Raw genomic sequence first — 22,958 nt, 5'->3', positions numbered from 1 at the left:
GACTCCCCGTGGCATCCGGACGCGGCGATCCTACGAAGGGATGCGCCCGATGGCGACACCGGCGTCCGTAGTCACCGCCGGGACGGGCGGCGGCCCGGCTCACGGAAACCCGTGGGCCGCCCCGGCTCTCCCCCCGAGGCCGATCTCGGCGTCGCTGCGGCCGATGCTACCGTTGGCCGGTGAGCACCGGGACCACCGGGACGCGGGAGGGGCGCTGGCTGCGGGCGGAGGCCTTCGTCGGGCGGCTGGATGAGCTCGGCCTGCTGCGCGTGGCGCTGGAGGAGGCGGACGGGGGCAGCCCCTGCTTCGTGCTCGTCGAGGGGGCTCCGGGGATGGGCAAGACCACCCTGCTGCAGCGCTTCCTCGCCGGCGCCACCGGGGTGCGCGTGCTCCGCGCCGGCGGCGAGCACGAGGAGCACCTGCTGCCCTACGGAGTCGCCGAGCAGCTGGCCCGCTCCGCCCGGGTGCCGCTGCCGGACGAGCTCGCCTCGCTCGGCCAGACGTCCTCCCAGAGCCCGGAGGCGTTCACGATCGGCGCCGCGCTGGTCGACCTGCTCGGCCGTCTCCAGGCGGACGGCCCGGTGGCGGTGGTCGTGGACGACGCCCAGTGGGCCGACCTGCCCTCGCTGCTCGCCCTGCTCTTCGCGCTGCGGCGGCTCCAGGCCGACCGCGTCCTCGCCGTCGTCGCCATCCGCGACGAGGATGCCCGCCTCCCCGAGGGGCTGCGCCGGCTCTTCACCGGCGAGCGCGGCGTCCACCTGCGGCTGCGCGGCCTCGACGCCACCGAGCTCCAGGAGCTGGCCAGCGGCGTCATCGCCGGCAACCTGCCGGTGGAGCTCGCCGAGCAGCTCCGCGACCACTCCGGCGGCAACCCGCTCCACGTCCGCGCGCTGCTCGAGGAGCTGCCCCTGGAGCGGCTGCTCCGCGCCTCCGACGCGCCCCTCCCCTCGCCGCGCTCGTTCAGCGTGCAGGTGCTCAGCCGGCTGGCCGGCTGCTCCCCGGACGTGTGCCGGCTGGTGGTCGCCGCCTCGGTGCTCGGCCTGCAGTGCCCGCTCGCCCTCGCCCAGCGCCTCGGCGGGGTCGACGAGCCGCTGACCGCGCTCGAGGGCGCGATGGCGGCCCGGCTGCTGGAGCCGCGCAACCTCGAGAGCGAGCACGCCGTCGCCTTCCCCCATGCGCTGACCCGGGCGGCCGTCTACCACGACATCGGGCCGGCGCGGCGGGCGGCGCTGCACCTCCGCGCCGCCGAGCTGATCGGCGAGGAGTCGGCGTCGCTGTTCCACCGGAGCGCGGCCGCGTTCGAGGAGGACGAGGTGCTCGCCGGCGACCTCGCCGACTACGCGCGGCGGGAGGCGGGCCGGGGTGCCACCCCCCGGGCGGCGGCGGCGATGCTGCGGGCGAGCCGGCTCAGCCCGCCCGGCGAGGGACGCGAGCGGCGCCTGCTCGAGAGCGTCGACCTCCTGCTCGTCGGCGGCGAGGTGGCCCGCGCCGCGGCCTTCGCGGGAGAGGTCCGCGGCTGTGCGGACGGCCCCTACCCGCGCTACCTGCTGGGACGCCTCGCCTTCCACTCCGGCCGCCCGGTCGAGGGCGAGAAGCTGCTCCTCGCCGCCTGGGAGGCGCGCGACTCCGGCGGCGACCGGCAGCTCGCCAGCAAGATCGCCTCCGACGTCGCCCTGGTGCTGGTGCGGCGCTCGCGGGGCCCGCAGCTGGTCACCTGGGCGCGCCGCGCCCTGGCCGCGGCGGCGGGCACGAGCCAGCAGCTCGCGCCCTGGTACACCCTCGCCTACGGGCTCGCCTACGCCGGCCGGTCCGAGGAGGGGCTGAGCGAGATCGCCTTCCTCCCCCGGTCACCGCGCGACCTCGGCGCCGACGACGTCCAGCCGATGTACGCGCGCGGCCTGATGCGCTTCATGACCGACGACCTCGCCGGCGCCTGCGAGGACTTCACCGCGCTGGCGCCGGCGGCGGCACGCTGGGGCCCCTTCATGATGCAGTTCGCGAGCATCTGCTTCCTCGGGGCGGTCGAGTACCGGCTCGGGGCGTGGGACGACGCCATCGCCCATGCCACCCTGGCCACCTCGCTGTGCGAGGACGCCGACCACGTCTGGACGCTGAGCTGGACCCACGCCACCGCCGCCGCGCCCCTCGCCGGCCGCGGCGACTCCGCCGCCGCCCACGCCCACGCCGACGCCGCGGCGCGGTACGCGCGGATGATCGATGACGACAACAGCGTCGCCGACGTCGGCATCGCCCGTGCCCAGATCGCCGCCGCCGGCGCCGACCACGCGGCGGTGGTCGAGGCCCTGCTGCCGATCCGGGACATGCCCGACCGCGAGGGCATCGACGAGCCCGGCGGCCGGTGGCCTTGGCAGGAGCTGCTCGCCGAGGCGCTGATCGGGCTGCGCCGCCTCGACGAGGCCGAGGCGGTGCTGGTGCCCTTCGAGGAACGGGCGGCGGCCCGCGGGCGGCGCTCGGCGCTGGTCAACGCCGCCCGGGTGCGGGGCAACCTCGAGGCGGCGCGCCGGCGCGGCGATGCCGCGACCGCCGCCTTCCACGCCGGCCACGGCCACGCCGAGGCGGTGTCCATCCCCTTCGACCGGGCCCGGCTGGAGGCCGCCCACGGCCGCTTCCTCCGCCGCGCCGGCAAGCGGGCGGCGGCGGTGGCACACCTGAGGGCGGCCCGGGAGCGCTTCCTCCAGCTCGGCGCCCGGCCCTACCTCGAGGCCGTCGACCGCGAGCTCGCCGTGGCCGGGGTGGTCAGCGCCTCGGGCGGCGCCGGGGTGCGGGCGAGCCTCACCCCCCAGGAGCTCGCGGTCGCCCGCCGGGTGGCGCAGGGGCTGAGCAACCGGGAGGTCGCCGCCCAGCTGGTGGTCAGCGTCAACACCGTCGAGTACCACCTGAAGAACATCTACTCGAAGCTCGGGGTGGGCTCGAGGAGCCAGCTGGCGGCGCGGCTCATCCAGAGCTGACGCCCACCGGTTTCCGTGGGTCGGGCGCGACCGTGGCGCCGCAGTGAACTACGGACCCCCGTGTCGTCACCCGGCCGCCGCCCGCCTACGATCGCGGCGTCGGACGAACCCGGATGACGAGGTCGGCGGTGCGCTACGTCATCGATCTGCGGCGGACCGCGGACAACCGCGTCGAGGGCCTGCTCCGGCGGGGGGGCGCGGTCCACGCGATGCCGTTCAGCGGCTGGATGGAGCTGCTGAGCCTGCTCGAGCCACCGCCGCTCGACCCCGCCGCCGAGCCGCTCCCGGACGACCGGGAGGAGTGGCCCCTCCCCGGTCTGCTGTAGCTGGTGGGCCGCCGCAGCGCCGTCGAGGACCGCGCCGGGCTGGCGATCGACGACATGGTGCGGCTGTCGCGGGCCTCTCGGCGCATCGTCGGACTGCTCGACGCCGCGGTGATCGCCACCCGGACCGCGCGTGCGCTGGGGGCGATCACCGCCACCGACGCCACCGCGATGGCGATCCGCGAGGAGCCGGAGCTGCTGGTGATGCGCGGCGCCTGGCGGGTGCGCACCGCGGAGGTGCGCGGCCTCCGGGTGCGCGCCGGCGACGGCGCCGGCGGCCGGGTGCTGCGCTCGGGCAGGCCGGTGGCGGTCGCCGACCTCGGCACCGAGCCCGAGGTCTCCGAGGATCTGATCGACCGGGTGGTGCGGGGCGAGGGCGTCCACGCCATCGTCTGCGTGCCGCTGCGCTTCCGCGAGCAGGTGATCGGCGTCCTCTACTCCGTGAACCGCTCCGCCGGCCACCTCGGCGACCGGGTCGCCGCGGTGACCCGCGAGCTCGCCGCCACCGCCGGCCCGGCCCTCGGCGCCGCCCTCCACGCCGAGCGCGCCCAGCGGCTCGGCGTCGAGGCCGAGCGGCAGCGGATCTCCCGAGACCTCCACGACCACGTCGCCCCGCTGCTCTTCGGCATCGGGGCCGCCGCCCACCGGGCGCGGGCCGGGCTGGATCCCGCCGCCGAGGACCTCGCCGCGCAGCTCGAGCTGGTCGAGGCCCAGGCCTCGCGCGCCGCCTCGTCGCTGCGCGAGGCGCTGCACGCCCTCGCCCCGGCGCGCGCCGGGGACGGGCTGGCGGCCGCGATCGGGGTCGACGTGGGCTGTTTCTCCGACTGCACCGGGCTGCCCGCCGACCTCGCCGTGATCGGGCCGCCGGTGGCGCTGAGCGCGCAGCAGGAGGCGGCGCTGCTGGCGGTGGTGCGCGAGGGGCTGCACAACGCCGCCCGGCACGCCGGCGCCACCAGCGTGCTGGTCACCCTGCACCACGGCCCGGAGGGCACCGACGTGCTCGTCCAGGACGACGGCTGCGGGCTGCCCGACGACATCGTGCCCTGCGACCTGCCCCGCGACGGCCGCCACTACGGCATCGCATCGCTCCGGCGGCGGCTGGAGCGGGTCGGCGGCGAGCTCGACCTGGTGCGCAACCAGGACGGCGGCACCACCCTGCGGGGCACCATCCCGCGCCACGACGACGACATCGACAGCAGATCACTCAGGGGGTGAGCAGACATGGAGCCGACGGGACGCGTCCACGCCAACGGGATCGACTTCGCCTACATCGACGCGGGGCCGAAGGGAGGTCCGCTCGCGCTCTGCCTGCACGGCTTCCCCGACCACGCGCCCACCTTCCGGCACATGCTCCCCGCCCTCGCCGCCGCCGGCTGGCACGCGGTGGCGCCGTGGATGCGCGGCTACCACCCCACCGGCCTCGCCCCCGACAACCAGTACCAGTGCGCCACCCTGGCGCTGGACGCCCTGGCGCTGCTCGACGCCCTCGGCGGCGATCAGCGCTCGGTGATCATCGGTCACGATTGGGGATCGGTCGCCTCCTGCGGCGCCGGCATCCTCGCTCCCGAGCGGATGGCGAAGGTGGTCTGCATGGCGGTCCCGCAGAACGCGCTCGCGTTCCAGAAGCTGATCACCGACTGGGAGCAGATGAAGCGCTCCTGGTACATGTGGTACCTCCAGCTGCCCGGCATCTACGAGATGTCGTTCAGCGGGGACGACTGCGCCGCCATCGAGAACATCTGGCGCGACTGGTCACCGGGGCTGGCGATCGACCCCGACGACATGGCCCGGATCCGCGCCATGCTGTCGCGCCCCGAGGTGTTCGAGGCGGCGGTCGGCTACTACCGATGCACCGTCGACGGCACCCGCCAGTCGGACGACCTCATCGAGGCCCAGATGGCGACCACCGGCGAGAACCTCGGCGCCCCGGCGCTGTTCATGGCCGGTGCCGACGACGGCCTCTTCATCCCCGAGCACTTCCACGAGGGCGCCGCCTACTGCACCGCCGAGTGCCGGGTCGAGGTGCTCGAGGACTGCGGGCACTTCATGCAGCTGGAGAGGCCCGACGAGGTGAACCGTCTGGTCCTCGACTTCATCGGCTCGCCCGTGCCCGCGCACGCCGGCTGATCACGATCCCGGCACCAGGAGAGGAGAGGAGATGACCGTGTACGACTACATCATCGTGGGGGCGGGGTCGGCCGGCTGCGTGCTGGCGTCGCGGCTGAGCGAGGACCCGGACGTCAGCGTCCTGGTGGTCGAGGCCGGTGGACCCGACACCCTCGACAGCATCCACGTCCCCGTGGCCTTCGGCGGCCTGTTCAAGACTGCGCTCGACTGGGACTACTCGAGCGCCCCCGAGCCGCTCTGCAACGGCCGCCGCATCTACCTCCCCCGGGGCCGGACCCTGGGCGGCTGCTCGTCGTGCAACGCGATGATCTACATGCGCGGAAACCGGGTCGACTACGACGAGTGGGAGGAGCTCGGCAACGCCGGCTGGGGGTACGACGGCATCCTCCCCTACTTCCGGAGGGCGGAGGACAACGAGCGCGGCGCCTCCGAGTACCACGGCGTGGGCGGGCCGCTGGCGGTGTCCGACGGCCGCTCCCGGAACGTGATGATGCCGGCCTTCCTCGAGGCCGCCCAGGGGGCCGGGCTGGCCCTGAACGACGACTTCAACGGCGCCGAGCAGGACGGCGTCGGCCTCCACCAGGTGACCCAGCGGGACGGCCGCCGCTGCAGCGCCGCGATCGGCTACCTGCACCCGGCGATGGGACGGCCGAACCTCACCGTCGAGACCTGGGTCCAGGTCCACCGCGTGCTCGTCGAGGGCGGCCGCGCCACCGGCGTCACCGGCCGCCGGCTCGGCGAGACCCTCGAGTTCCGGGCCAGCCGCGAGGTGATCCTCGCGGGCGGCGCCTACAACTCGCCGCAGCTGCTGATGCTGTCCGGCATCGGGCCCGCCGAGGCGCTGGGCCGCCTGCAGATCCCGGTGGTCGCCGACCTCCCCGGGGTCGGCCGGAACCTCCAGGACCACCCCCTCTGCGGGGCGGTGTGGACCACCTCCGAGCCGGTCTCGCTGCTCACCGCCGCCACCGCCGAGAACCTGCAGGCCTTCGTCGAGAGCGGCACCGGGCCGCTGACCTCGAACATCGCCGAGGCGGGTGGTTTCCACCGCACCCAGGCGGGCATGCCGGCGCCCGACATCCAGCTGCTCGCCGCCCCGGTGATGTACCTCGACGAGGGGCTGACGGCGCCACCCGACCACGGGTTCACGATCGTCACCTGCATCCTGAAGCCCGACAGCCGCGGCGAGGTGGTGCTCGCCTCGGCGGATCCCACCGCCAAGCCGGTGATCCGGCACAACTACTTCACCGAGCCGAACGACATGCGCAGCATGAGCGACGGCATCCGCCTGCTGATGGAGATCGGCGGGCGGCCGGAGCTCGACCGCTACTGCGAGAGCCCGTACCAGGTGCCGGACTCGCTGTCCGACCGGGATGTGCGCGCCTTCCTGGCCCGGTGCACCCTCACCAACTACCACCCCGCCGGGACCTGCAGGATGGGATCCGACCCCGGCGCCGTCGTCAGCTCGGAGCTGCGGGTGCACGGGGTGGACGGGCTCCGGGTGGTGGACGCCTCGATCATGCCGACGATCGTGCGGGGCAACACCAACGCCCCCACCATCGCCATCGCGGAGAAGGCGGCCGACCTCATCCGCGGCGCCGGCACCGCCGCCGCGCCGGTGGCGACACCGGCGGGGAGCAGCGCCTAGAGACCGACGGCTACTCGGCCCGTGCCTCGAGCTTGGCCGCCGCCTGCTCGCGGCCCTGCACCCTGGTCCGCTCCGCGGCGGCCTGGCCGTAGGTCTCGAAGAGCTTGCCGACGACCTTCCGGCCGTCGTGGAGCGCCCAGCGCGTCTCTCCGCCGACCTTGACGAGCTTGAGTCCGTAGTCCACAGTGCTTTCCTCGTATCCGGGGGGAGGAGACATGTCCACGGTGACAGATCCGGCCGCCATCTGACCGGGCTTCACCACATCGTCGCCTGGCATGGGGGCGTTCCGAGACGCCCGCGCCTCCCTGCCGCGCAGCGGTGACGCGATCAGCCGGAGGTGGCGATAGATGTCGGCGTAGGCCCTGAGGGCACCGGTCTCGTGGTAGGCGATGCCCCGCGCCTCGCAGAACCCGCGCACCACCGGCGCGGCCCGCCGGAGCTGGGAGCGCGGCATCGTCGGGAAGAGGTGGTGCTCGATCTGGCAGCTGAGCACCCCGGTGAGGTAGTCGGTGATCGGGTTGGCGGTGAGGTTGCGGGAGGTGAGCACCTGGCGGCGGAGGAAGTCCATCTCCTCGTCCTTCTCCAGCAGGGTCATGCCGGTGTGGTTGGGGAGGAAGGCGAGGCCGAGGTAGAGGCCGAGCAGCAGCTGGTGGACGAGGGCGAAGAGCAGGCCCCGGCCCACCCCGAGGACGAGGATCAGGGCCGCGGCGTAGGCGGCGGCGTGGGTCAGCAGCAGGACCGCCTCGACGGTCGCGTTGCGCCCCGAGCGCCGCAGCATGTAGCCGGCGGTCTGGAGCCGGATCAGCACCGCCTCCACGGTGAGCAGCCCCCAGATCGCCGACGCCTGGTGGCGGGTGATCACCCGGCTCACGCCGGTGATCTGGGGGAGCTGGCAGGGGCTGACCGCGATCGGGCCGCCGTCGATGTCCGGGTCGACGCCCAGCCGGTTGGGCTGGGCGTGGTGGAGGTTGTGCTTCTCGGCCCACCAGCCGGCGCTGCCGCCGAGGCAGAGGTCGAAGAGGAAGAGGCCGAGGACGTGGTTCTGGCGGGAGGTCCTGAGGATCTGGTTATGGGTCGCCTCGTGGGCGAGGAAGCCCAGCTGGCCGAACAGGAAGGCGGCGGGGGCGGCGAGGACCAGCACCCACCAGCTGGACCGGAGCAGGCCGATCCCGGCGACCAGGGCGGCGAGCACCGCGATCATCGCCACCGCCTGCGGCAGGTAGCGGAGCGGGCGCCGCTCCAGCAGCCCCCGAGCGGCGATGAGCCGTTTGAGCTGGGCGTAGTCGGCGGTCCCGGCGCTGGTGCGCGAGGGGCGGACGGAGACGTCGACCGCGATTGTCATATGCACACCCTTCGATCTCTCGGATGCCCCTGGAGGGGCGAGGCGGACGGCGCGACGCGGGCGCCGCGGGGGGGCGTCAGACTCCGCGCCGATGGCCGAGCGGGCTGACGGTCCGCACCTCGAAGCCGAGCCGCCGCAGCGCGGCCCGGGCCTGGGTGGTGTTGAAGTCGAGCACGTCGATCCCCGTCGCCCGGGCGAAGACCTCCTTCACCGGGTAGAGCCGCCGGTCGATCTCCACGGCGTGCTGCCGGACCACACCGAACCCGCCGTTACCCACCGCGCGCATCACGTCCGCCTTGCGCAGGCGCACCCTCTCTCCACGCACGATCAGTTCGACGGCCTCCGCCCGAGGCATCCGGGGTCCTCCGAGAGCAGCGATCAACACTCACCATAACAACAACCACAACCCTACCATCCCGCCGGGACGGGGGTCCGCACGAGGCGGCCTTCCGCCCGCCGCCGGCCGCCGGGGCCGCCGGGGCCGCCGCTCCGGCGGGGGATCTGTCACCCTGGGGTCACAGTGGAGATCCTCAAGGTCTCGGCGACCTCCAGGCCCGTCTCGGTGGCGGGTGCGGTCGCGGGCGTGATTCGCAGCGCGGGCAGGGTCGAGGTGCAGGCGATCGGCGCCGGCGCGGTCAACCAGGCGGTCAAGGCGATCGCCATCTCGCGCGGCTACGTCGCCCCCGGCGGCATCGAGCTGTGCTGCACCCCGTCCTTCGTCGAGATCCAGATCGACGGCGAGGTGCGGACCGGGATCCGGCTGGTGGTCGAGATCCGGCCGGCGCGCGATGGGCGCGGAGTGCCCTGACGTGGCCGCGGACCCCCGGCCGCCGATGGCGGAATCCGACGTCCTCCGCCGGGCCGCCGAGCTCCTCGCCGAGGGACGGTCCGCGGTCTGGACCCGGGACTTCCCCGAGCTTCACCACGACGGCGATCCCGAGGTGTGCCTCCGGGTGTTCGCCAACCTCGCCCTCGAGGGGTGGGTCGTGCTCGACTCCTCCGGAGCCCACATCCTCCGGGTGCTCGCCGGCGGTCACCGCCGGCTCGCCGAGGGCACCTGAGCCATCGCCGGGACGCCCCGTCCGAGCCGATATGATCCCACCGCGTGCCGGGAGCTCGGAGGGCCCACCGCTGGTGATGGCAACGTGGTAGTGTGGCCGGTGGACACCTCAGAAGAGGTGATCCCGCCCGCGGTCGTTGTTGCCTTCTCGCACGGACACGCGTGTCCATGACGTTGGGAGGCAGGAGACACCAGGTGCGGGCAGACACTACCGACAGAGTGGTGTCCGATCGCGGCTTCCGCGTCATCGCTGCCAACGGTGCCATCGCGCCTACCGCAGCTTCAGTTCAGCGGCGCTGCCGGCGCCATCGGGAGAACTAGTCCATGTCGGCCGATCAGGTGTTGCATTGCCGCGACTGCGGCGTCGACTTCACGTGGACCTCGGGAGAGCAGGAGTTCTATGCCTCTCGCGGTCTCACCAACGCGCCCAGCCGGTGCCCTGACTGCCGCAGCGCCCGGAAGGCGGCCGGCGGGGGCGGTGGCGGCGGCCGGCCCGGCGGCGGCGGCAACGGTGGCTACGGCGGCGGCGGTGGCGGCGGCGGCTACGGCGGTGGCGGCGGCGGCGGCGGCTACGGCGGTGGCCAGCGTGAGATGCACGAGGTCAAGTGCGCCTCGTGCGGTGGCGTGGCCAGGGTTCCCTTCGTGCCGCGCGGCGATCGCCCGGTCTACTGCCGCGACTGCTTCAGTAGCGGAGTTCGTTGACACGGCGCAACCGTAGAGGCGTCGCACAGGGTCCGCCGGAATCGCTGCGGCGGGCACGCGTGCTCGCCGCAGTGATCGGCGGGAGGTGTCCATGACGAAGCCGGGCGGGCGGCCCGCGCCCGTCGTCCCCACTCCGAGCGATCACCTGGTCGGCACGGCCGAGCAGCTCATCGTCAAGGGGAAGGAGCAGGGCCACCTCACACCCGACGACATCCTCGCCGGCTTTCCCGACCTCGAGGCCGACCCCGACCACCTCGAGCGCATCTTCGCGGTCTTCCGCGAGATGGGCATCGACGTGTCCGACGGCGACCGCGACTTCGAGAGCGTCGACGACGCCGACGCCGACGCGGTCGAGGAGGCCGAGGCCTTCGCCTCCGCCGCGCTCGACGACCCGGTGCGGATGTACCTCAAGGAGATCGGTCGCGTCCCCCTGCTGCGCAAGGAGCAGGAGGTCGAGTACGCCACCGCGATCGAGCTCGGCGACGAGGACGCCCGCCGCCGGCTCACCGAGGCGAACCTCCGGCTGGTCGTCTCCATCGCCAAGAAGTACATGGGGCGGGGGATGTCCTTCCTCGACCTCATCCAGGAGGGCAACCTCGGGCTGATCCGCGCGGTGCAGAAGTTCGACCATCGCCGCGGCTTCAAGTTCTCGACCTACGCGACCTGGTGGATCCGCCAGGCGGTGTCCCGCGCCCTCGCCGACCAGGCGCGGACCATCCGCGTGCCCGTCCACATGGTGGAGAGCATCAACAAGCAGATCCGCGTCTCCCGCCGCCTCGTGCAGGAGCTGGGACGTGAGCCCACCGACGAGGAGATCGGTGAGGAGATGGGGATCACCCCCGACCGGGTGCGGGAGATCGTCGCGATCGCGCGCGACCCGGTCTCGCTCGAGACCCCGGTGGGCACCGAGGACGACGCCCACCTCGGCGACTTCATCGAGGACAAGATGGCGCCGGCGCCGCTCGAGATCGCCTCGCTGGCGATGCTGCGCGCCGAGGTCGAGCAGGTCCTCGACACCCTGACACCGCGCGAGCGCCGTGTCCTCCAGCTCCGCTTCGGCCTGGTGGACGGACAGCAGCGCACCCTCGAGGAGGTCGGGCGCCGCTTCGGCGTCACCCGCGAGCGCATCCGTCAGATCGAGGCCAAGGCGCTGCGCAAGCTGCGTCATCCGGCGCGGCGGGGACGGCTGACCGACTTCCTCGAATGACCGGTACGCGGCCGTCATCCGCGGTCGCTCGGGAGGTGCTACCGTGAATACGGTGAACACGCTCGACGACAGGAAGCAGGAGCTGATGCGCCGCGCGTCCGAGGCCGCGCGCGGCCGCGACATGACCGGCTTCCTCAACGCCTGTCACCGTGCGGAGATCAGCGCCTACGCATACCTCGCCGAGCTGCAGCGCGCCGACGGGCTGCAGCCGCAGGACCGGGCGAATCTCGCCACCATCGCCCGCGAGATGGACTGCTACCGCGGGAAGCACGGACGCCTCCCCCACGAGCAGGCGCCCGACCGCCCCGGACGCTCCTGGTTCCGCCGCCGCTGAACCGCGGGGCCACGTGCGGCCCTGAAATGTCAGGCCCGGGGACGGGTTTTCCCGCTCCTGCCGGATCTTTTCGGTTTTCGACGCCTGCACACGGGAAGGCGTATGGTGGCTGACATCCGGATCGCATTCATCTCCTCCGCCATCCCTCGCCGCTGCGGCATCGCGACGTTCACCGCCGATCTCGTGAGTGCGGTGCGCGGCGCGGATCCGTCGGTGACCTGCCGTCTCGCCGCCATCGACGAGCCCGCGGTGCTGCGACCGTACGGGTCGGAGGTGCGGTGGCGGATCCGGCAGGGTGATGTCGAGAGCTACCGCGCCGCGGCGCGCTCCATCAACTCCTCCAACGCCGACCTGGTCAACGTGCAGCACGAGTTCGGCCTGTACGGCACCTGGACGGAGCCGACGTTCACCGCCGGCCGCTGGACCGAGAGCGGGTACGAGGACCATCTGCGTCCCCTGCTCGAGGAGCTGCGCAAGCCGGTGGTGACGACGATGCACACCGTGCTCCCCCGGCCGTCGCCGTCGATGCGCACCGCGGTGCGCGCGATCGCCGAGCTCAGCACCGAGGTGATCGTGATGGCGTCGACCGCGGTCGACATCCTCGCCACCGACTACGACATCACCACGCCGCTGCGGGTCATCCCCCACGGGATGCCCGCGATCGAGCCGCGCGGACGTCACCGGCTCAAGCGAAAGCTGGGGGTCCAGGGCCGCACCATCGTCTCGACGTTCGGCCTGGTCGACCCGCGCAAGGGGCTCCAGTACATGATCGAGGCGATGCCCGAGGTGGTGGCGCGGTATCCGGACGCGCTCTACCTGGTCGCCGGCCAGACCCATCCCGACCTGGTGCGCGCGCAGGGCGAGCAGTACCGGCAGGGCCTGGTGGCGCGGGTGCATCAGCTGGCGATGGACGACCACGTCGCCTTCATCGACCAGTACATGAGCCAGCGCGACATCATCGAGCTCCTCCTCGCCACCGACGTGTACGTGACCCCGTACCTCGATCCGAACCAGATCACCAGCGGCACCCTCTCCTACGCGCTCGGCGCCGGCAAGGCGGTGGTGTCGACCCGGTACCTGCACGCCACCGAGGCGCTCGCCGGGGGCCGCGGGGTGCTCGTCGACTCCCGCGACCCCGGCCAGCTCGGCCGTGCGGTCGTGGCCATCCTCGACGACCCGGTGGCCAAGCGGGCGCTGGAGCAGGCCGCCTTCGCGTACGCGCGGGATGCCACCTGGCCGCGGTCGGCCCAGGCGTTCCTCGGCATCGTGGGTGCGATGGCGGCCCGGAGGAAGGCCACGGCGGAGACCCGCCGGGCGGCGCTGGCGACGCCGGTTCGGGACCTGGGGCACCGGCTGCCGGAGAACCCCATCCTGACCGCTGCGGACGTCAGCCCCTCCCTCCCCGGGCTCGAGGTGGTGTCGGTCTTCAACGCCGCGGCCGCCCAGGTCGGCGACGAGGTGGTGCTGCTGCTGCGCGTCGGCGAGCGCCCCCGCCTCGGCGCGGCGCCCCCGCCCGGCGCCCTCACCCTCGACCTGACCGGGCAGGAGCCCACGCTCCAGCCGCTGGCCGCCGGCTTCCGGGGCGACGACCTGGTCAGCGTCGCCTTCTTCGACTCCGAGAGCCGCCCGGCGCGGGTGGTCGAGGTCTACCTGCCCCGCAACCTCCCCGGCCTCGACCTCAGCGACCCGCGCTCGATCCGCTACCAGACCGCCACCGGCGGCTTCAGCGCGGCGGCCGACGACTTCAACGACCTGCTCACCCAGATGTCGCACCTGCGGGTCGCGCGCAGCCGCGACGGCGTCCACTTCGTGGTCGAGGAGGCGCCGTCGATCTCGCCGGCGAACCGCTTCGAGGAGTACGGCTGCGAGGATCCCCGGGCGACGCTGATCGACGGCGTCTGGCACATCACCTACGTCTCGGTGAGCCGCATCGGCATCACCACCAGCCGGATCACCACCACCGACTTCCGCAGCTTCGAGCGCCAGGGGGTGATGTTCCTGCCCGACCACAAGGACGTGGTGATCTTCCCCGGCCGTCCCGGGGGCCGGTACGCGGCACTCACCCGGCCGATGCCGCAGTCGTTCGGGCGGGTGCTCGGCATCTGGATCGCCTTCTCGGAGGACCTGGTCCACTGGGGCGACCACCGTCCGCTCGCGCTGCCCCGGCCGGGGATGTGGGACGGGCTGCGCACCGGCGCGAGCGCCGTCCCCTTCCGCGTCGAGGAGGGATGGCTGGAGATCTACCACGGAGTCGACCGCGACACCCGCTACGCAATGGGGGGCCTGCTCCTCGACGCCGACGACCCCAGCCGGGTGATCGCGCGCTCGCCGGAGCCGATCCTGGTGCCCACCGAGCCGTACGAGCGCTCCGGGCTCTTCAACGACACCGTGTTCTCCTGCGGCCACGTCGCCCTCGACCCCGAGGGCGAGACCATCCGCCTGTACTACGGCGCCGCCGACAGCTGCATGGCCGCGGCCGATCTCAGCGTCCGCGAGATCCTCGAGCAGATGCGCCCGTGCTGAGGCAGATCGCGCGGCTCGGCCGCCCGGTCACCGGGTTGGGGACGGGGGCGCTCGCCCTCGCGGTGTACTCCGATGCCACGAACACCGCGGTGGCGGCGCGCGAGGCCGGCTTCGAGGGCGTCGCCTGCGTCGATGACGCCGCCCGTGGGCTCGAGCTGTACTGCGACCTCTGGGAGGCCACCCGCCTGCCCTGGGCGCTGCGCTGGTGCGAGGGCCTGCTCGAGTTCGTGCTCGCGATGCAGGACGAGGACGGGCGCTGGGTCAACTTCATCGTCGACTGGGACGGCACCGCCAATCGCGACGCGCGCACCTCGGTGGCCGGGGGCGTGTTCTGGCAGGCTCGGGCGCTGCTGGCGCTGGCGCGGGCGTCGCGCGTGCTCGACGACGCCCGCATCGAGTCCGCGCTGCACCGTGGCCTGCCCCACATCGCCGACGCCGAGGCCCCGCCCGACGTGCGCGTGCTCCACATCATGACCGCGCTCGCCCTGCCCGACCGCGCCGACGACGGCGGCATCGGCCGGCTGCTCGCCACCTGGTGCGACGAGGTGGCGGGCTGCCGCCGGGGCGGCATGCTGATGAACGCGCCGCTCGAGCGCGGCCATCCCCACCTCTGGGGACACCTCCAGGAGGCGGCGCTCGCCGACGCCGGCGCCCGGCTGGGCCGCGACGACCTCGTCGACACCGCCCGGCGCAGCGCCGAGCTGGTCTTCGCCGGGATCGTCGAGGCCGGCTTCGACATGCCCCGCACCCAGCCGTACGACGTCGCCTCGGCCGTGCACGTGCTCGGTCGGGTCGCCGAGGTCACCGGGGACTCGCGGTACGCCGCGCTCGCCGCCGCCGCCCGGGGCTGGTTCGACGGACGGAACCCCGCGGGCCGGCCGGTCTACGACCGGGTGGCGGGCCGGGTCGGCGACGGCGTCGACGGCCACCGGGTCAGCGGCAACTCCGGCGCCGAGTCGAACGTCGTCGGCGCCCAGGCGCTCCTCGACGACGTGGTCGCCCTGGCGCGCCGGCTCAGCCCAGCGGAGGCACTGCCCGCCGGAGCGTGAGCTCCGCGGTGGGGTGCGCGCGCAGCCAGCGGTCCTCGGCTCCGGCGGCCCGCCACGCGGTGGCGCACCAGGCCAGGGTGAAGCGCCCGTGACCGTTGACGCCGTCGCCCGCCGGCCGGTCGCAGAAGGGGCACATCCCGCCCTTCGCCACCATCGCCGCCAGGAAGACCTCGCCCGGCTCCTCCCGATCACGCCCGTCGATCATGCCTCTGCCCTCCGAGCGCCATGCCCACGGGCGGCCGGCCGTCCGGGTCTGTGGGATTGTGGTTGTTGTGATGGTGAGTATACGCCCCGCCCGGTCAGCGCATCCTCGACAGTGCCGCAACGAGACGGGCGCAGGTGCTCTCCATCCCGGTCCGCGCGGCCTGCTCCGCCAGCGCCTCCGGGTCGGCGGGATAGCCGTCGCGACGGCCTTCGGGGAGGCGGACGGGCAGGTCCAGCACCGGCCGGACCACGCGCATCGCGCGGTCCAGGTAGTCGCGGTCGGCATCGCTCACCCGCGCGTCACGGAGCATCTCCTCCACCCCGCCGTGGCGGCGGATCAGCTGCGCGGCGGTGCCGGCGCCCACCCCGCGCAGACCGGGGAGACCGTCGGAGGGATCGCCGCGGAGCACGGCGAAGTCGGCGTAGCGCCGCCCGGGGATGCCGTACCGCCGGGTCACCTCGGCCTCGTCGATCAGCGCCAGCCCCGACCGCTCCGGGTAGAGCACCCGCACCCGCGGGTCCTCGACGAGAGCGAACAGGTCGCGGTCACCGCTGACCACCTCGATCGAGCCCGGGGCCAGCGCCGTCCAGGTGGCGATGACATCCTCGGCCTCGTACTCGGCGACGCCGGCGACGTCGACCCCGATGGCGTCGAGGAGGGAGCGGATCACCGGCAGCTGGGGGATCAGGCCCGGTGGAACCGGCTCGTCGGCGCGGTGGGCCTTGTAGGCGGGGATCAGGGCCACCCGCCACTCCGGCCGCCAGGCCTCGTCGCTGGCCACGGCGAGGTGGCGCGGCTGCCGCTGCACCACCAGGCGGGCGAGGCTCTCGAGGAAGCCTCGGACGGCGTTCACCGCGGCGCCGTCGGGGGCCCGCACGCTCGCCGCGGGGACGCCGTAGAAGGCGCGGAAGATCAGGCTCGAGCCGTCGATGAGGAGCCAGTCACAGGCCACGCCCGGGATGATGCCAGCCCCGCGGCGCGGCCCCGGCCGCGGGCCCTCGTCGACGACACGCTGCGTTACATGCTTAATGATATTGTCCTTGCACCAAAACCTTAACCTGCGGCGGAGGCTCCGATCGTGGCACGGGCTGAGGCAGGTCAAGATGCTCAGCAGGCCGGGCGTCGCCCAGTCGCCCGGCGCCGCCACCGGCCGGCGCCGCCGCTCGTCCCCTTCCTGAACAGAGGAGGTCCACCGTGCAGATCGTCGTGCCCGTGCCCACGTTCTCCCGGAGCATCACCGTGCCGCTCCCGTCGCTCAGCCGCAAACAGCTGATGTTCATGGGAGGCGCCGCCGCCCTGGGGGTGGTCGACGTCCTCAGCGCCCCCGTCGCCGCCGTGGTCGCCGCCGCGCCGCTGCTCCAGAAGGCGATCGGCGGCATCCCCGGCACCGCCGAGTCCCGCGGTGGCGCGACCGGCCGGCGGCAGGCGCAACCTCGGCGCACCTCCACCACCCGTGGCCGGTCGACGGCACGCTCGGGTGCCGACACCACGGCTCACACGACCCGCCGTCCGGCGGCGCGCTCATCGCGGAGGTCCACCTCCGGACGGACGGCCACGCCGGCGGCGAGCGCCTAGCCCGGGGGCCGGCCGGTCCGGCGGGAGCGGAGCGGCCGGAGGCCGTTGGCGGCGGCGACCACGGTGGAGCCGTTGTTCACCGCGGTCGCCAGCAGCGGCGGCATCATCCCCAGCGTCGCCAGTCCCAGCGCGGCGGCGTTGGGGGCGGCGACCAGGGCCACGTTCTGGCGCACCAGCCGCATCGTGGTGCGGGAGAGCTCGACGGCGCGGGCGAGAACGACGAGGTCGTCGCCGGCGAGGACGACGTCCGCCGCCTCGCGGGCGAGGTCGGCGCCGCGCGACAGGGCGACGCCGGCGTGGGCCTCGGCCATCGCGGCGGCGTCGTTGATGCCGTCGCCCACCACCGCCACCCGGCGTCCCGCGTCGCGGAGGTCGCGGACGAGGCGCACCTTGTCCTCGGGCATGAGCCGCGCCCGCACGTCGTCCGCCCCGAGTTGGCGGCCGACGGCACGGACGGCCCCGGGCCGGTCGCCGCTGGCGATGACGATGTGGCGGATGCCGAGCCCGCGCAGCCGCTCGACCACCGCGGGCGCCTCCGGACGCAGCCGGTCGCGGAGCCGGATCCAGGCGGCGAAGCGGCCGTCGACGGCCACCGCGGCGAGCGACGATCCCGCCGCACCGACCGCGGGGCAGGCCACCCCCTCATCCAGGAGCAGGCGCCGGTCGCCCACCACCACGGTGCGGCCCTCGACCTCGGCGACGACCCCTCCCCCGCAGCGGTGCCGCACCCATCGCGGCTCCGGCGGCCGCAGGTCGCGGCGCCGCGCCGCCCGCCGGATGGCGCGGGCGAAGGGATGGGGAAGGTGCCCCTCCGAGGCCGCGGCGAGGCGCAGCACCTCGTCACCGCTCCAGCCCGGCGCGGCCTCGACGGCGATCACGGCCGGCTGCCCGGTGGTCAGCGTTCCGGTCTTGTCGAAGACCACGGTGTCGACGCCGGCGAGTTCCTCCAGCGCGCGGCCGCTGCGGAAGAGGATGTCCTCGCGGGCGCCGGCGACCATCGCGGCCAGGATCGCGGTGGGGATGGAGATGCGCACCCCGGTGCCGAAGTCGACGATGAGCATCGCCGCCAGCCGCGAGAGGTCGCCGGTGGCGAGGAGCACCCCTCCGCCGGCCAGCACCACCGGGAGGACGAAGCGGTCGGCCATGCGCCGGGCCATGTCGGAGACCCGGGTGGTGGCGGACAGGGTCTCCTCGAGGGCGGCGGCGAGCCGCGCCCCCCGGGTGTCGCCGCCGGCCGCGCGCACCGCGATCACCAGCCGCCCGTCGTGGACGCTGGCGCCGGCGAGCAGCTCCACGCCCGCGGTGACCCGGCGGGGGATCGGCTCGCCGGTCCAGGTCCGGGTGTCGATCAGGCCCTCCCCGGCGACCACCTCCCCGTCGACGGGAATGGTCTCGCCGGCGTAGACGACCACCCGGTCGCCGGGGCGCACCTGGCCGGCCGGGACACGGGGCTCGGTGCCCTCGCCGAGCAGGCGCACCCCGCGCGCATCCGCCCGCAGCCAGCCGCGCAGCGCTCCCCGCGCCTGGCCGGCGGCGCGGCTGCGAATGCGCTCGCCGACCTCGACCAGCCCGACGCCGGCGCCGGCGGCGAGGACGTCGCCGGTGGCCAGGAGGATGCCGGCCGCGGCGAGGTCGAGGACGTCGACGGAGAGGTGGCGCCGGCCCAGGCTCCGCGCCGCGCGGCGCGCGATCGGGGCCGCGCACCCGGCGATCACCACGGTCGACAGCGGCGCCGCGCCGGCGAGGCCCGCCGCCATCGCCGCCGCGGGCAGCAGCATCTGGCGCCAGAGCGGAGCTGCCGGTGCCGCCGGTGGCGTCGCCGGCGCGGGGTGGGGCAGCGACGTCACCAGGTCCTCGACGCTGCGCCCGCGACGGTGCTCGACGACCAGGCTCCGGCTCGCCGCCGACCAGCGGGCCGCCTCGACCTCCGGATGGGCGGCGAGGCGGGAGGCGAGCCCGGCGGCGGCCTCGGCGTCGCACCGCGCCACCCGAAGGCGGATCCGGGTCGCGGTGCGGTGGGCCACCGTGCAGGTGAGCCGGGTCGCGACCGCCTCGGTCGGCGTCCGCGGGAGGGTGGCGATCAGGCCGCCGCCTCCGGCAGCGACGGCTCGCCGTCGCCGTGCAGCTTCACGAAGCTGTCGAAGGCGTAGTAGGCGAGCGCGTACCAGGGCATCGACCCGACCGCCGGCCCGGTGCGCAGCAGCTGGCGCAGGCTGAGCGCCGCGAACCCCGCCGGCACCAGGAAGCGCAGGTCGACCTTTCCGCCGGTTGCGTCATGAACTCGCCGGTTCGCGGTGGAGACCCGATCCAGCAGCCGCGACGCGGCCTCGCTGAGCGGCCGCTCGACGGCGCCGACGAGTTGAGGCGGAGCGATGTCGCGGAGCGCCTGGTGCGCCTTGCGGCACAGCTCGATGGCTGCCGGCAGGTCGAGCTGCTCGGGGTCCCAGGTGAGCAGGGCCGAGCCGGTGCGGAGGTCGGTGCGCACGGACCTGACGCCGGGGTGCGCCGCCGCCGTGCTCGCAACCCGCTCGAGCAGGCCCGCGACCTCGTCGGGGTCACCCTCGAGACGCAGTCGCAGCCGCGACGAGGTGGCGTGCGGCACGGTCGCCGACACCTGCATCGATCTACCCGCCGCCGGGGATGGAGAGCGTCCGGGTGCCGTCGCTGCTGCCGTCGGCCTGCGCGCTCCGAGGCGCGGCGACTCCGTGGCGGCGCTCCTCGACGGCCTCGTGATAGAGGTCCTGGGCCTGCTCCCACGCCTCCGCCCCGGTCGAGGCGACCCGGTCCGAGACGGCCAGTCCCGCACGGATCGCGGACCTCAGGAGCGGCCGCAGGCCCCCGCCGAGCCTGCCGGTCGCGCCCAGCGTCAGGCCCATGCCGACGCCCCATCCGAGGCCGGCCCCGACCGCCTTCGCGAACTGCTTCGCCACGGCGGTGAGTATATGGGCGGTGTCCCTTAATGATCTACTTACTCGTTCACCGTACCCTCGCGGGGACCCCGCCGGGCCCGGTAGCGGTGCACCGCCTCGTTCTCGGCCACGTCGGCGCCGCGTTGCTCGACGCCGCCGGCCCGGCTCAGCGCTGCGAGGGCGAGCTGCTGGTCGCAGGAGCGATCCGCCCCGTGCCACTGGCCGCAGCGGGGACAGGTACGGAACGTGGACATCGTGGTTTTCGGCCTCCTCATGACATGTAAATTGATAGCCATTATCACAGTAATTCCATCATAGACGATCACCAATTCGCGCAGAAGCAGCGCCCCGGCGGAGCCAGCCCGCCCCCCGGCGGAGCCAGCCCGCCCCCCGGCTCAGCGGATGACGCCGGCAACCTCACCGGTGATGCCGAGCTCGACGACCCGGCCGGTGGGGTCGAGCGCCACCGAGGTGAGCCCGCCGGTGCCGATCCCGACCACGGTGGCGGCGTCGAGCCAGGCCACCGGCGCGCCGGCGGCGGCCGCCAGCACCTCGGTGCGGCCGTCGACGCCCTCGACCGCGCCGCGTCCCACCCCCGACGTGGATGCGACCCGCTCCCCGCCGGGAGCCAGCAGCGGAGCGGCGCCGACCCCCGCGAAGCGGTGGAGCAGCTGCCCCTCGCTGTAGACGGCGGCGACCGACCCGCCGGCGCCGTCGGTGCCGACGCAGAGCAGGCCGTCATCCGGCTGCACCCGTGACAGGGCGCAGGCGGCGTCGCCCAGCCGCGGGCCCACGGCGCCGCGGAGGTCGGCGTGGGCGGGGTGCCCGCGCCAGAGGCCGCCGCCGTCCGTGCCCGGCGGTGGCGTGATCGGGGCGTCGGGCACCACCACCGGCCCGGCCACGTCCCACCCGGCCACGCGCAGCGCGGTGGTCGCCCCGGCGGGGACCGGAAGCCGCCGCAGCAGCGCCGCGGCGCCGCCGGCGACGCTCAGCAGCAGGTCCACCCGGCCCGCCCGGCCGCGGGCGGCAGCCGGGGTGAGCACCGAGGCCATCACCCGGCCGCCGTCGGGGCTCACCGCGAAGTCCACGGCGCCCGCGCCGGGCTGGGGCAGGGTCGCGACCGCCTGGGCGGGTCCCCCCGCGGGCGAGAGCCGGCGCACCATCCCGGCGGCGTCGAGGAAGTGCACCGCACCGGCCGCCACCTGCGGCTCCGGCCGCGAGGGCGGCGGCGGCGGCCGGAACGTCGCCTCCGCCTCCAGCCGGCCGCCGCGCCCGGTGATGGCGATGCGATCGCCACCGGCCGGGTCCGCGTGCCGCTGCAGCACGACGAGGTGCACGGGCGAGGGCGGAGCCGCGCTCGGCGCCGGCCGCGCGGTCACCGCGGGCGGCTGATCGGAGGGGATGTCGTTCACGCATCCCGCCACGCTCACGCTGAGCAGGACGAGAATCGGCAGTCGCCACCTGCGCATTGCTGGCGCAGTGTATCGTGAACGTTCCGTCGGGGGAGGGCGCACTCCGAGCCACCGCCGTGTGCAGACGGCGGTGACACCGTCCACTGCAACCTGGAGCCTCTGGACATACCCGGAGCATGCGGTGCCGGGGGCTGACGGCGGCGCGAGGGCGGGCTGTGCCGGGTGCCCCATCGGGGCCCCTCGCGATTTGTGCGTGGGCTCAGATGCATACCGAAAACCCCATCCTGGGCTAGGATTTTTGGACAAGCAGACCATGCGTTTGCAGGTATGGACGGTGCCGCGAGCGGCTGCCTAGCATGCGCTGCCATCGGACCACCTGCCAACTGGGGCCATGAGCGGTGACGGTGTCCTGTCCGAGGACGTCGACGTGACTGGAGACGCGCGTCCGTCGATTCCCGCGTGAACCAGGGGAGAAGGAGGTTCTGCACCAGGAGAGACGACAGCGAACGTCCGCAGATGCGTCGTGAGAACCACTTCCAACAGGGATGACATGCACATGCGATCTCGACTGAAGGGCCGCTGGGCGCTTGCGGCGCTCACCGCCGCTGCCACGCTGGTTCCCGCGGGGAGCGCGGCGGTGTCCGCGGAGAACCAGTCCGACCCCACCACGGCGATGCGCACCAAGCTCCTGGGCCCGGGCTGGAACTCGCCCGACCAGGTCCGGATCAAGTGGGTCAGCGTGACGACGTGGCTCGCGTCGTTCGGCGGCCACGTGGTCCTGCTCGACTCCACGGTGATGGACTCGCTCAGCGAGGGTGCGAACAAGGCCACGGCCGCGTCGCTCGACGACATCATCGCGGCGAAGCCGGAGTACATCTACCAGAACCACGTCCACCTGGACCAGATGCGGCACGCCAGCCGGATCACCGCGGCGACCGGGGCGAAGCTGGTGGGCGGGCAGCCCGTCTGCGATTTCGCCACCCATGACGCCGCGATGAAGGGCCTGGCGGCGCCGACCTGCGTGATGGTGCGCGACTCCGCCGGGAAGCCGTTCACCGGCATCGACAGCTACGGCTCGCCGGTGCAGCCGCCGATCTACACGCCCTGGGGCGCGGCCGGCAAGCCCGACGAGGGGCCGCCCGGCCTCGACGTCACCGTGCTCAACATCAAGCACACCCAGGTGCGTCCCTACCCGGGCAGCCTCGAGGGTGACAAGGGCTACACCGGCCCCGACCTCAGCCCCGACACGGAGAACCCGCCGACGCCGCAGTCGGCGGTGGACTTCGCCTCCACCCAGTACTACGAGGGTGGGAACCTGCTCTACATGTTCAGGTGGAAGGGCTTCACCCTCATCCATCACGGCTCCGCGGGCTCGCTCGATCCGCTCGAGCCGGGGATGGCCGAGGTCAAGGCGGCACTCCGTCACCTCGGTGACTCCAAGCAGCCGGACGTCGAGATCGGCGGCATCGCCGAGCTGCAGAACTACGTCAACGGGATGATCGACGAGCGCCGCTACGCCGAGGAGATCGGCGCCAAGGTGTTCTTCCCGCAGCACCACGGCAACTGGAACCCGCCG

23 protein-coding genes are annotated in these 22,958 nt (G+C 74.1%); 14 read left to right on the top strand and 9 right to left on the bottom strand.

Translation table 11 applies throughout. The annotated features are described in order from the left end of the window. Nucleotides 1-179 precede the first annotated feature (179 nt). From VGL20_21085 to VGL20_21065, 5 genes are all read left to right on the top strand, one after another. Nucleotides 180-2,969 (top strand): AAA family ATPase, encoded by a 2,790-nt coding sequence (locus tag VGL20_21085; protein HEY2706185.1) that lies wholly within the window; start codon nt 180-182, stop codon nt 2,967-2,969. Between the two features lie 113 nt (nt 2,970-3,082). Further along, nucleotides 3,083-3,295, top strand: coding sequence for a hypothetical protein (locus VGL20_21080; GenBank protein HEY2706184.1), 213 nt, complete (start codon nt 3,083-3,085; stop codon nt 3,293-3,295). Nucleotides 3,296-3,298: 3 nt separating this feature from the next. Then, a complete protein-coding gene (locus VGL20_21075) occupies nt 3,299-4,507 on the top strand; it encodes a histidine kinase (protein ID HEY2706183.1) in 1,209 nt (402 codons plus the stop codon). A gap of 6 nt (nt 4,508-4,513) precedes the next feature. Then, nucleotides 4,514-5,419, top strand: coding sequence for an alpha/beta hydrolase (locus VGL20_21070; protein ID HEY2706182.1), 906 nt, complete (start codon nt 4,514-4,516; stop codon nt 5,417-5,419). A gap of 37 nt (nt 5,420-5,456) precedes the next feature. After that, the gene (locus tag VGL20_21065) at nt 5,457-7,064 is read left to right on the top strand and encodes a GMC family oxidoreductase N-terminal domain-containing protein (GenBank protein ID HEY2706181.1); all 1,608 of its coding nucleotides are present in this window, start codon (nt 5,457-5,459) and stop codon (nt 7,062-7,064) included. A 10-nt stretch (nt 7,065-7,074) separates the two neighbouring features. Here the strand turns inward: VGL20_21065 and VGL20_21060 are convergent, their stop codons facing one another. Together VGL20_21060 and VGL20_21055 are read right to left on the bottom strand one after the other, a co-directional pair. Further along, nucleotides 7,075-8,406 (bottom strand): acyl-CoA desaturase, encoded by a 1,332-nt coding sequence (locus tag VGL20_21060; protein ID HEY2706180.1) that lies wholly within the window; start codon nt 8,404-8,406, stop codon nt 7,075-7,077. A 76-nt stretch (nt 8,407-8,482) separates the two neighbouring features. Then, nucleotides 8,483-8,761 (bottom strand): hypothetical protein, encoded by a 279-nt coding sequence (locus VGL20_21055; GenBank protein HEY2706179.1) that lies wholly within the window; start codon nt 8,759-8,761, stop codon nt 8,483-8,485. Nucleotides 8,762-8,926: 165 nt separating this feature from the next. On the opposite strand from VGL20_21055, the gene VGL20_21050 reads away from it, so the two are divergent. The 7 genes from VGL20_21050 (at nt 8,927) to VGL20_21020 (ending at nt 15,281) form a co-directional block, all read left to right on the top strand. Further along, complete coding sequence (locus tag VGL20_21050) at nt 8,927-9,214, top strand: stage V sporulation protein S (protein HEY2706178.1); 288 nt, start codon at nt 8,927-8,929, stop codon at nt 9,212-9,214. A gap of 1 nt (nt 9,215) precedes the next feature. After that, on the top strand, nt 9,216-9,467 hold the full coding sequence (locus VGL20_21045) for a hypothetical protein (protein HEY2706177.1): 252 nt from the start codon (nt 9,216-9,218) through the stop codon (nt 9,465-9,467). 323 nt (nt 9,468-9,790) lie between these two features. After that, complete coding sequence (locus VGL20_21040) at nt 9,791-10,168, top strand: zinc-ribbon domain containing protein (protein HEY2706176.1); 378 nt, start codon at nt 9,791-9,793, stop codon at nt 10,166-10,168. 91 nt (nt 10,169-10,259) lie between these two features. Then, entirely contained in the window at nt 10,260-11,375 is a 1,116-nt protein-coding gene (gene rpoD / locus VGL20_21035) for an RNA polymerase sigma factor RpoD (protein ID HEY2706175.1), read from the top strand. Between the two features lie 43 nt (nt 11,376-11,418). Next, nucleotides 11,419-11,709, top strand: coding sequence for a hypothetical protein (locus VGL20_21030; protein ID HEY2706174.1), 291 nt, complete (start codon nt 11,419-11,421; stop codon nt 11,707-11,709). A 105-nt stretch (nt 11,710-11,814) separates the two neighbouring features. Then, nucleotides 11,815-14,232, top strand: a complete 2,418-nt coding sequence (locus VGL20_21025) for a glycosyltransferase (GenBank protein HEY2706173.1) — start codon at nt 11,815-11,817, stop codon at nt 14,230-14,232. Then, a complete protein-coding gene (locus VGL20_21020) occupies nt 14,226-15,281 on the top strand; it encodes a hypothetical protein (GenBank protein ID HEY2706172.1) in 1,056 nt (351 codons plus the stop codon). Before VGL20_21025 ends, VGL20_21020 begins: the two co-directional genes overlap by 7 nt. Here the strand turns inward: VGL20_21020 and VGL20_21015 are convergent. Next, nucleotides 15,247-15,486, bottom strand: a complete 240-nt coding sequence (locus VGL20_21015) for a hypothetical protein (GenBank protein ID HEY2706171.1) — start codon at nt 15,484-15,486, stop codon at nt 15,247-15,249. The genes VGL20_21020 and VGL20_21015 overlap by 35 nt on opposite strands. Nucleotides 15,487-15,580: 94 nt before the next feature. Next, on the bottom strand, nt 15,581-16,438 hold the full coding sequence (locus tag VGL20_21010) for a 5'-3' exonuclease (protein ID HEY2706170.1): 858 nt from the start codon (nt 16,436-16,438) through the stop codon (nt 15,581-15,583). 242 nt (nt 16,439-16,680) lie between these two features. Here VGL20_21010 and VGL20_21005 point away from each other — a divergent pair, with 242 nt between their 5' ends. Further along, complete coding sequence (locus VGL20_21005) at nt 16,681-17,061, top strand: hypothetical protein (protein ID HEY2706169.1); 381 nt, start codon at nt 16,681-16,683, stop codon at nt 17,059-17,061. Here VGL20_21005 and VGL20_21000 read toward each other — a convergent pair. From VGL20_21000 to VGL20_20980, 5 genes are all read right to left on the bottom strand, one after another. Further along, nucleotides 17,058-19,049: a heavy metal translocating P-type ATPase gene (locus VGL20_21000; GenBank protein ID HEY2706168.1), complete on the bottom strand. Its 1,992-nt coding sequence runs from the start codon at nt 19,047-19,049 to the stop codon at nt 17,058-17,060. The two genes, VGL20_21005 and VGL20_21000, sit on opposite strands and share 4 nt — an antisense overlap. Nucleotides 19,050-19,141: 92 nt before the next feature. Continuing rightward, nucleotides 19,142-19,681 (bottom strand): hypothetical protein, encoded by a 540-nt coding sequence (locus tag VGL20_20995; GenBank protein HEY2706167.1) that lies wholly within the window; start codon nt 19,679-19,681, stop codon nt 19,142-19,144. Nucleotides 19,682-19,685: 4 nt separating this feature from the next. Next, complete coding sequence (locus VGL20_20990) at nt 19,686-19,991, bottom strand: hypothetical protein (GenBank protein HEY2706166.1); 306 nt, start codon at nt 19,989-19,991, stop codon at nt 19,686-19,688. 38 nt (nt 19,992-20,029) lie between these two features. After that, nucleotides 20,030-20,224 carry a hypothetical protein gene (locus tag VGL20_20985; protein HEY2706165.1) on the bottom strand — a complete coding sequence of 65 codons (195 nt, stop codon included), beginning with the start codon at nt 20,222-20,224 and terminating at the stop codon, nt 20,030-20,032. Nucleotides 20,225-20,365: 141 nt separating this feature from the next. Beyond that, nucleotides 20,366-21,439, bottom strand: coding sequence for a hypothetical protein (locus VGL20_20980; protein HEY2706164.1), 1,074 nt, complete (start codon nt 21,437-21,439; stop codon nt 20,366-20,368). A gap of 499 nt (nt 21,440-21,938) precedes the next feature. Between VGL20_20980 and VGL20_20975 the strand changes: the two genes are divergently transcribed. Further along, nucleotides 21,939-22,958, top strand: a 1,020-nt coding sequence (locus VGL20_20975) for a hypothetical protein (GenBank protein ID HEY2706163.1), incomplete at its 3' end; no start/stop codon positions are given.

This window comes from Candidatus Dormiibacterota bacterium, assembly GCA_036495095.1.
In the GTDB taxonomy this organism is placed as follows: domain Bacteria; phylum Chloroflexota; class Dormibacteria; order Aeolococcales; family Aeolococcaceae; genus CF-96.
This window is presented reverse-complemented; position numbering and strand designations above follow the sequence as displayed.

Coding starts and splice junctions, on each gene's coding strand:
- VGL20_21060 (HEY2706180.1), bottom strand. CDS start 8,406: ATGACAATCGCGGTCGACGTCTCCGTCCGCCCCTCGCGCACCAGCGCC.
- VGL20_21015 (HEY2706171.1), bottom strand. CDS start 15,486: ATGATCGACGGGCGTGATCGGGAGGAGCCGGGCGAGGTCTTCCTGGCG.
- VGL20_20995 (HEY2706167.1), bottom strand. CDS start 19,681: ATGCAGGTGTCGGCGACCGTGCCGCACGCCACCTCGTCGCGGCTGCGA.
- rpoD (HEY2706175.1), top strand. CDS start 10,260: ATGACGAAGCCGGGCGGGCGGCCCGCGCCCGTCGTCCCCACTCCGAGC.
- VGL20_20980 (HEY2706164.1), bottom strand. CDS start 21,439: ATGCGCAGGTGGCGACTGCCGATTCTCGTCCTGCTCAGCGTGAGCGTG.
- VGL20_21080 (HEY2706184.1), top strand. CDS start 3,083: ATGACGAGGTCGGCGGTGCGCTACGTCATCGATCTGCGGCGGACCGCG.
- VGL20_20985 (HEY2706165.1), bottom strand. CDS start 20,224: ATGTCCACGTTCCGTACCTGTCCCCGCTGCGGCCAGTGGCACGGGGCG.
- VGL20_21070 (HEY2706182.1), top strand. CDS start 4,514: ATGGAGCCGACGGGACGCGTCCACGCCAACGGGATCGACTTCGCCTAC.
- VGL20_21055 (HEY2706179.1), bottom strand. CDS start 8,761: ATGCCTCGGGCGGAGGCCGTCGAACTGATCGTGCGTGGAGAGAGGGTG.
- VGL20_21040 (HEY2706176.1), top strand. CDS start 9,791: ATGTCGGCCGATCAGGTGTTGCATTGCCGCGACTGCGGCGTCGACTTC.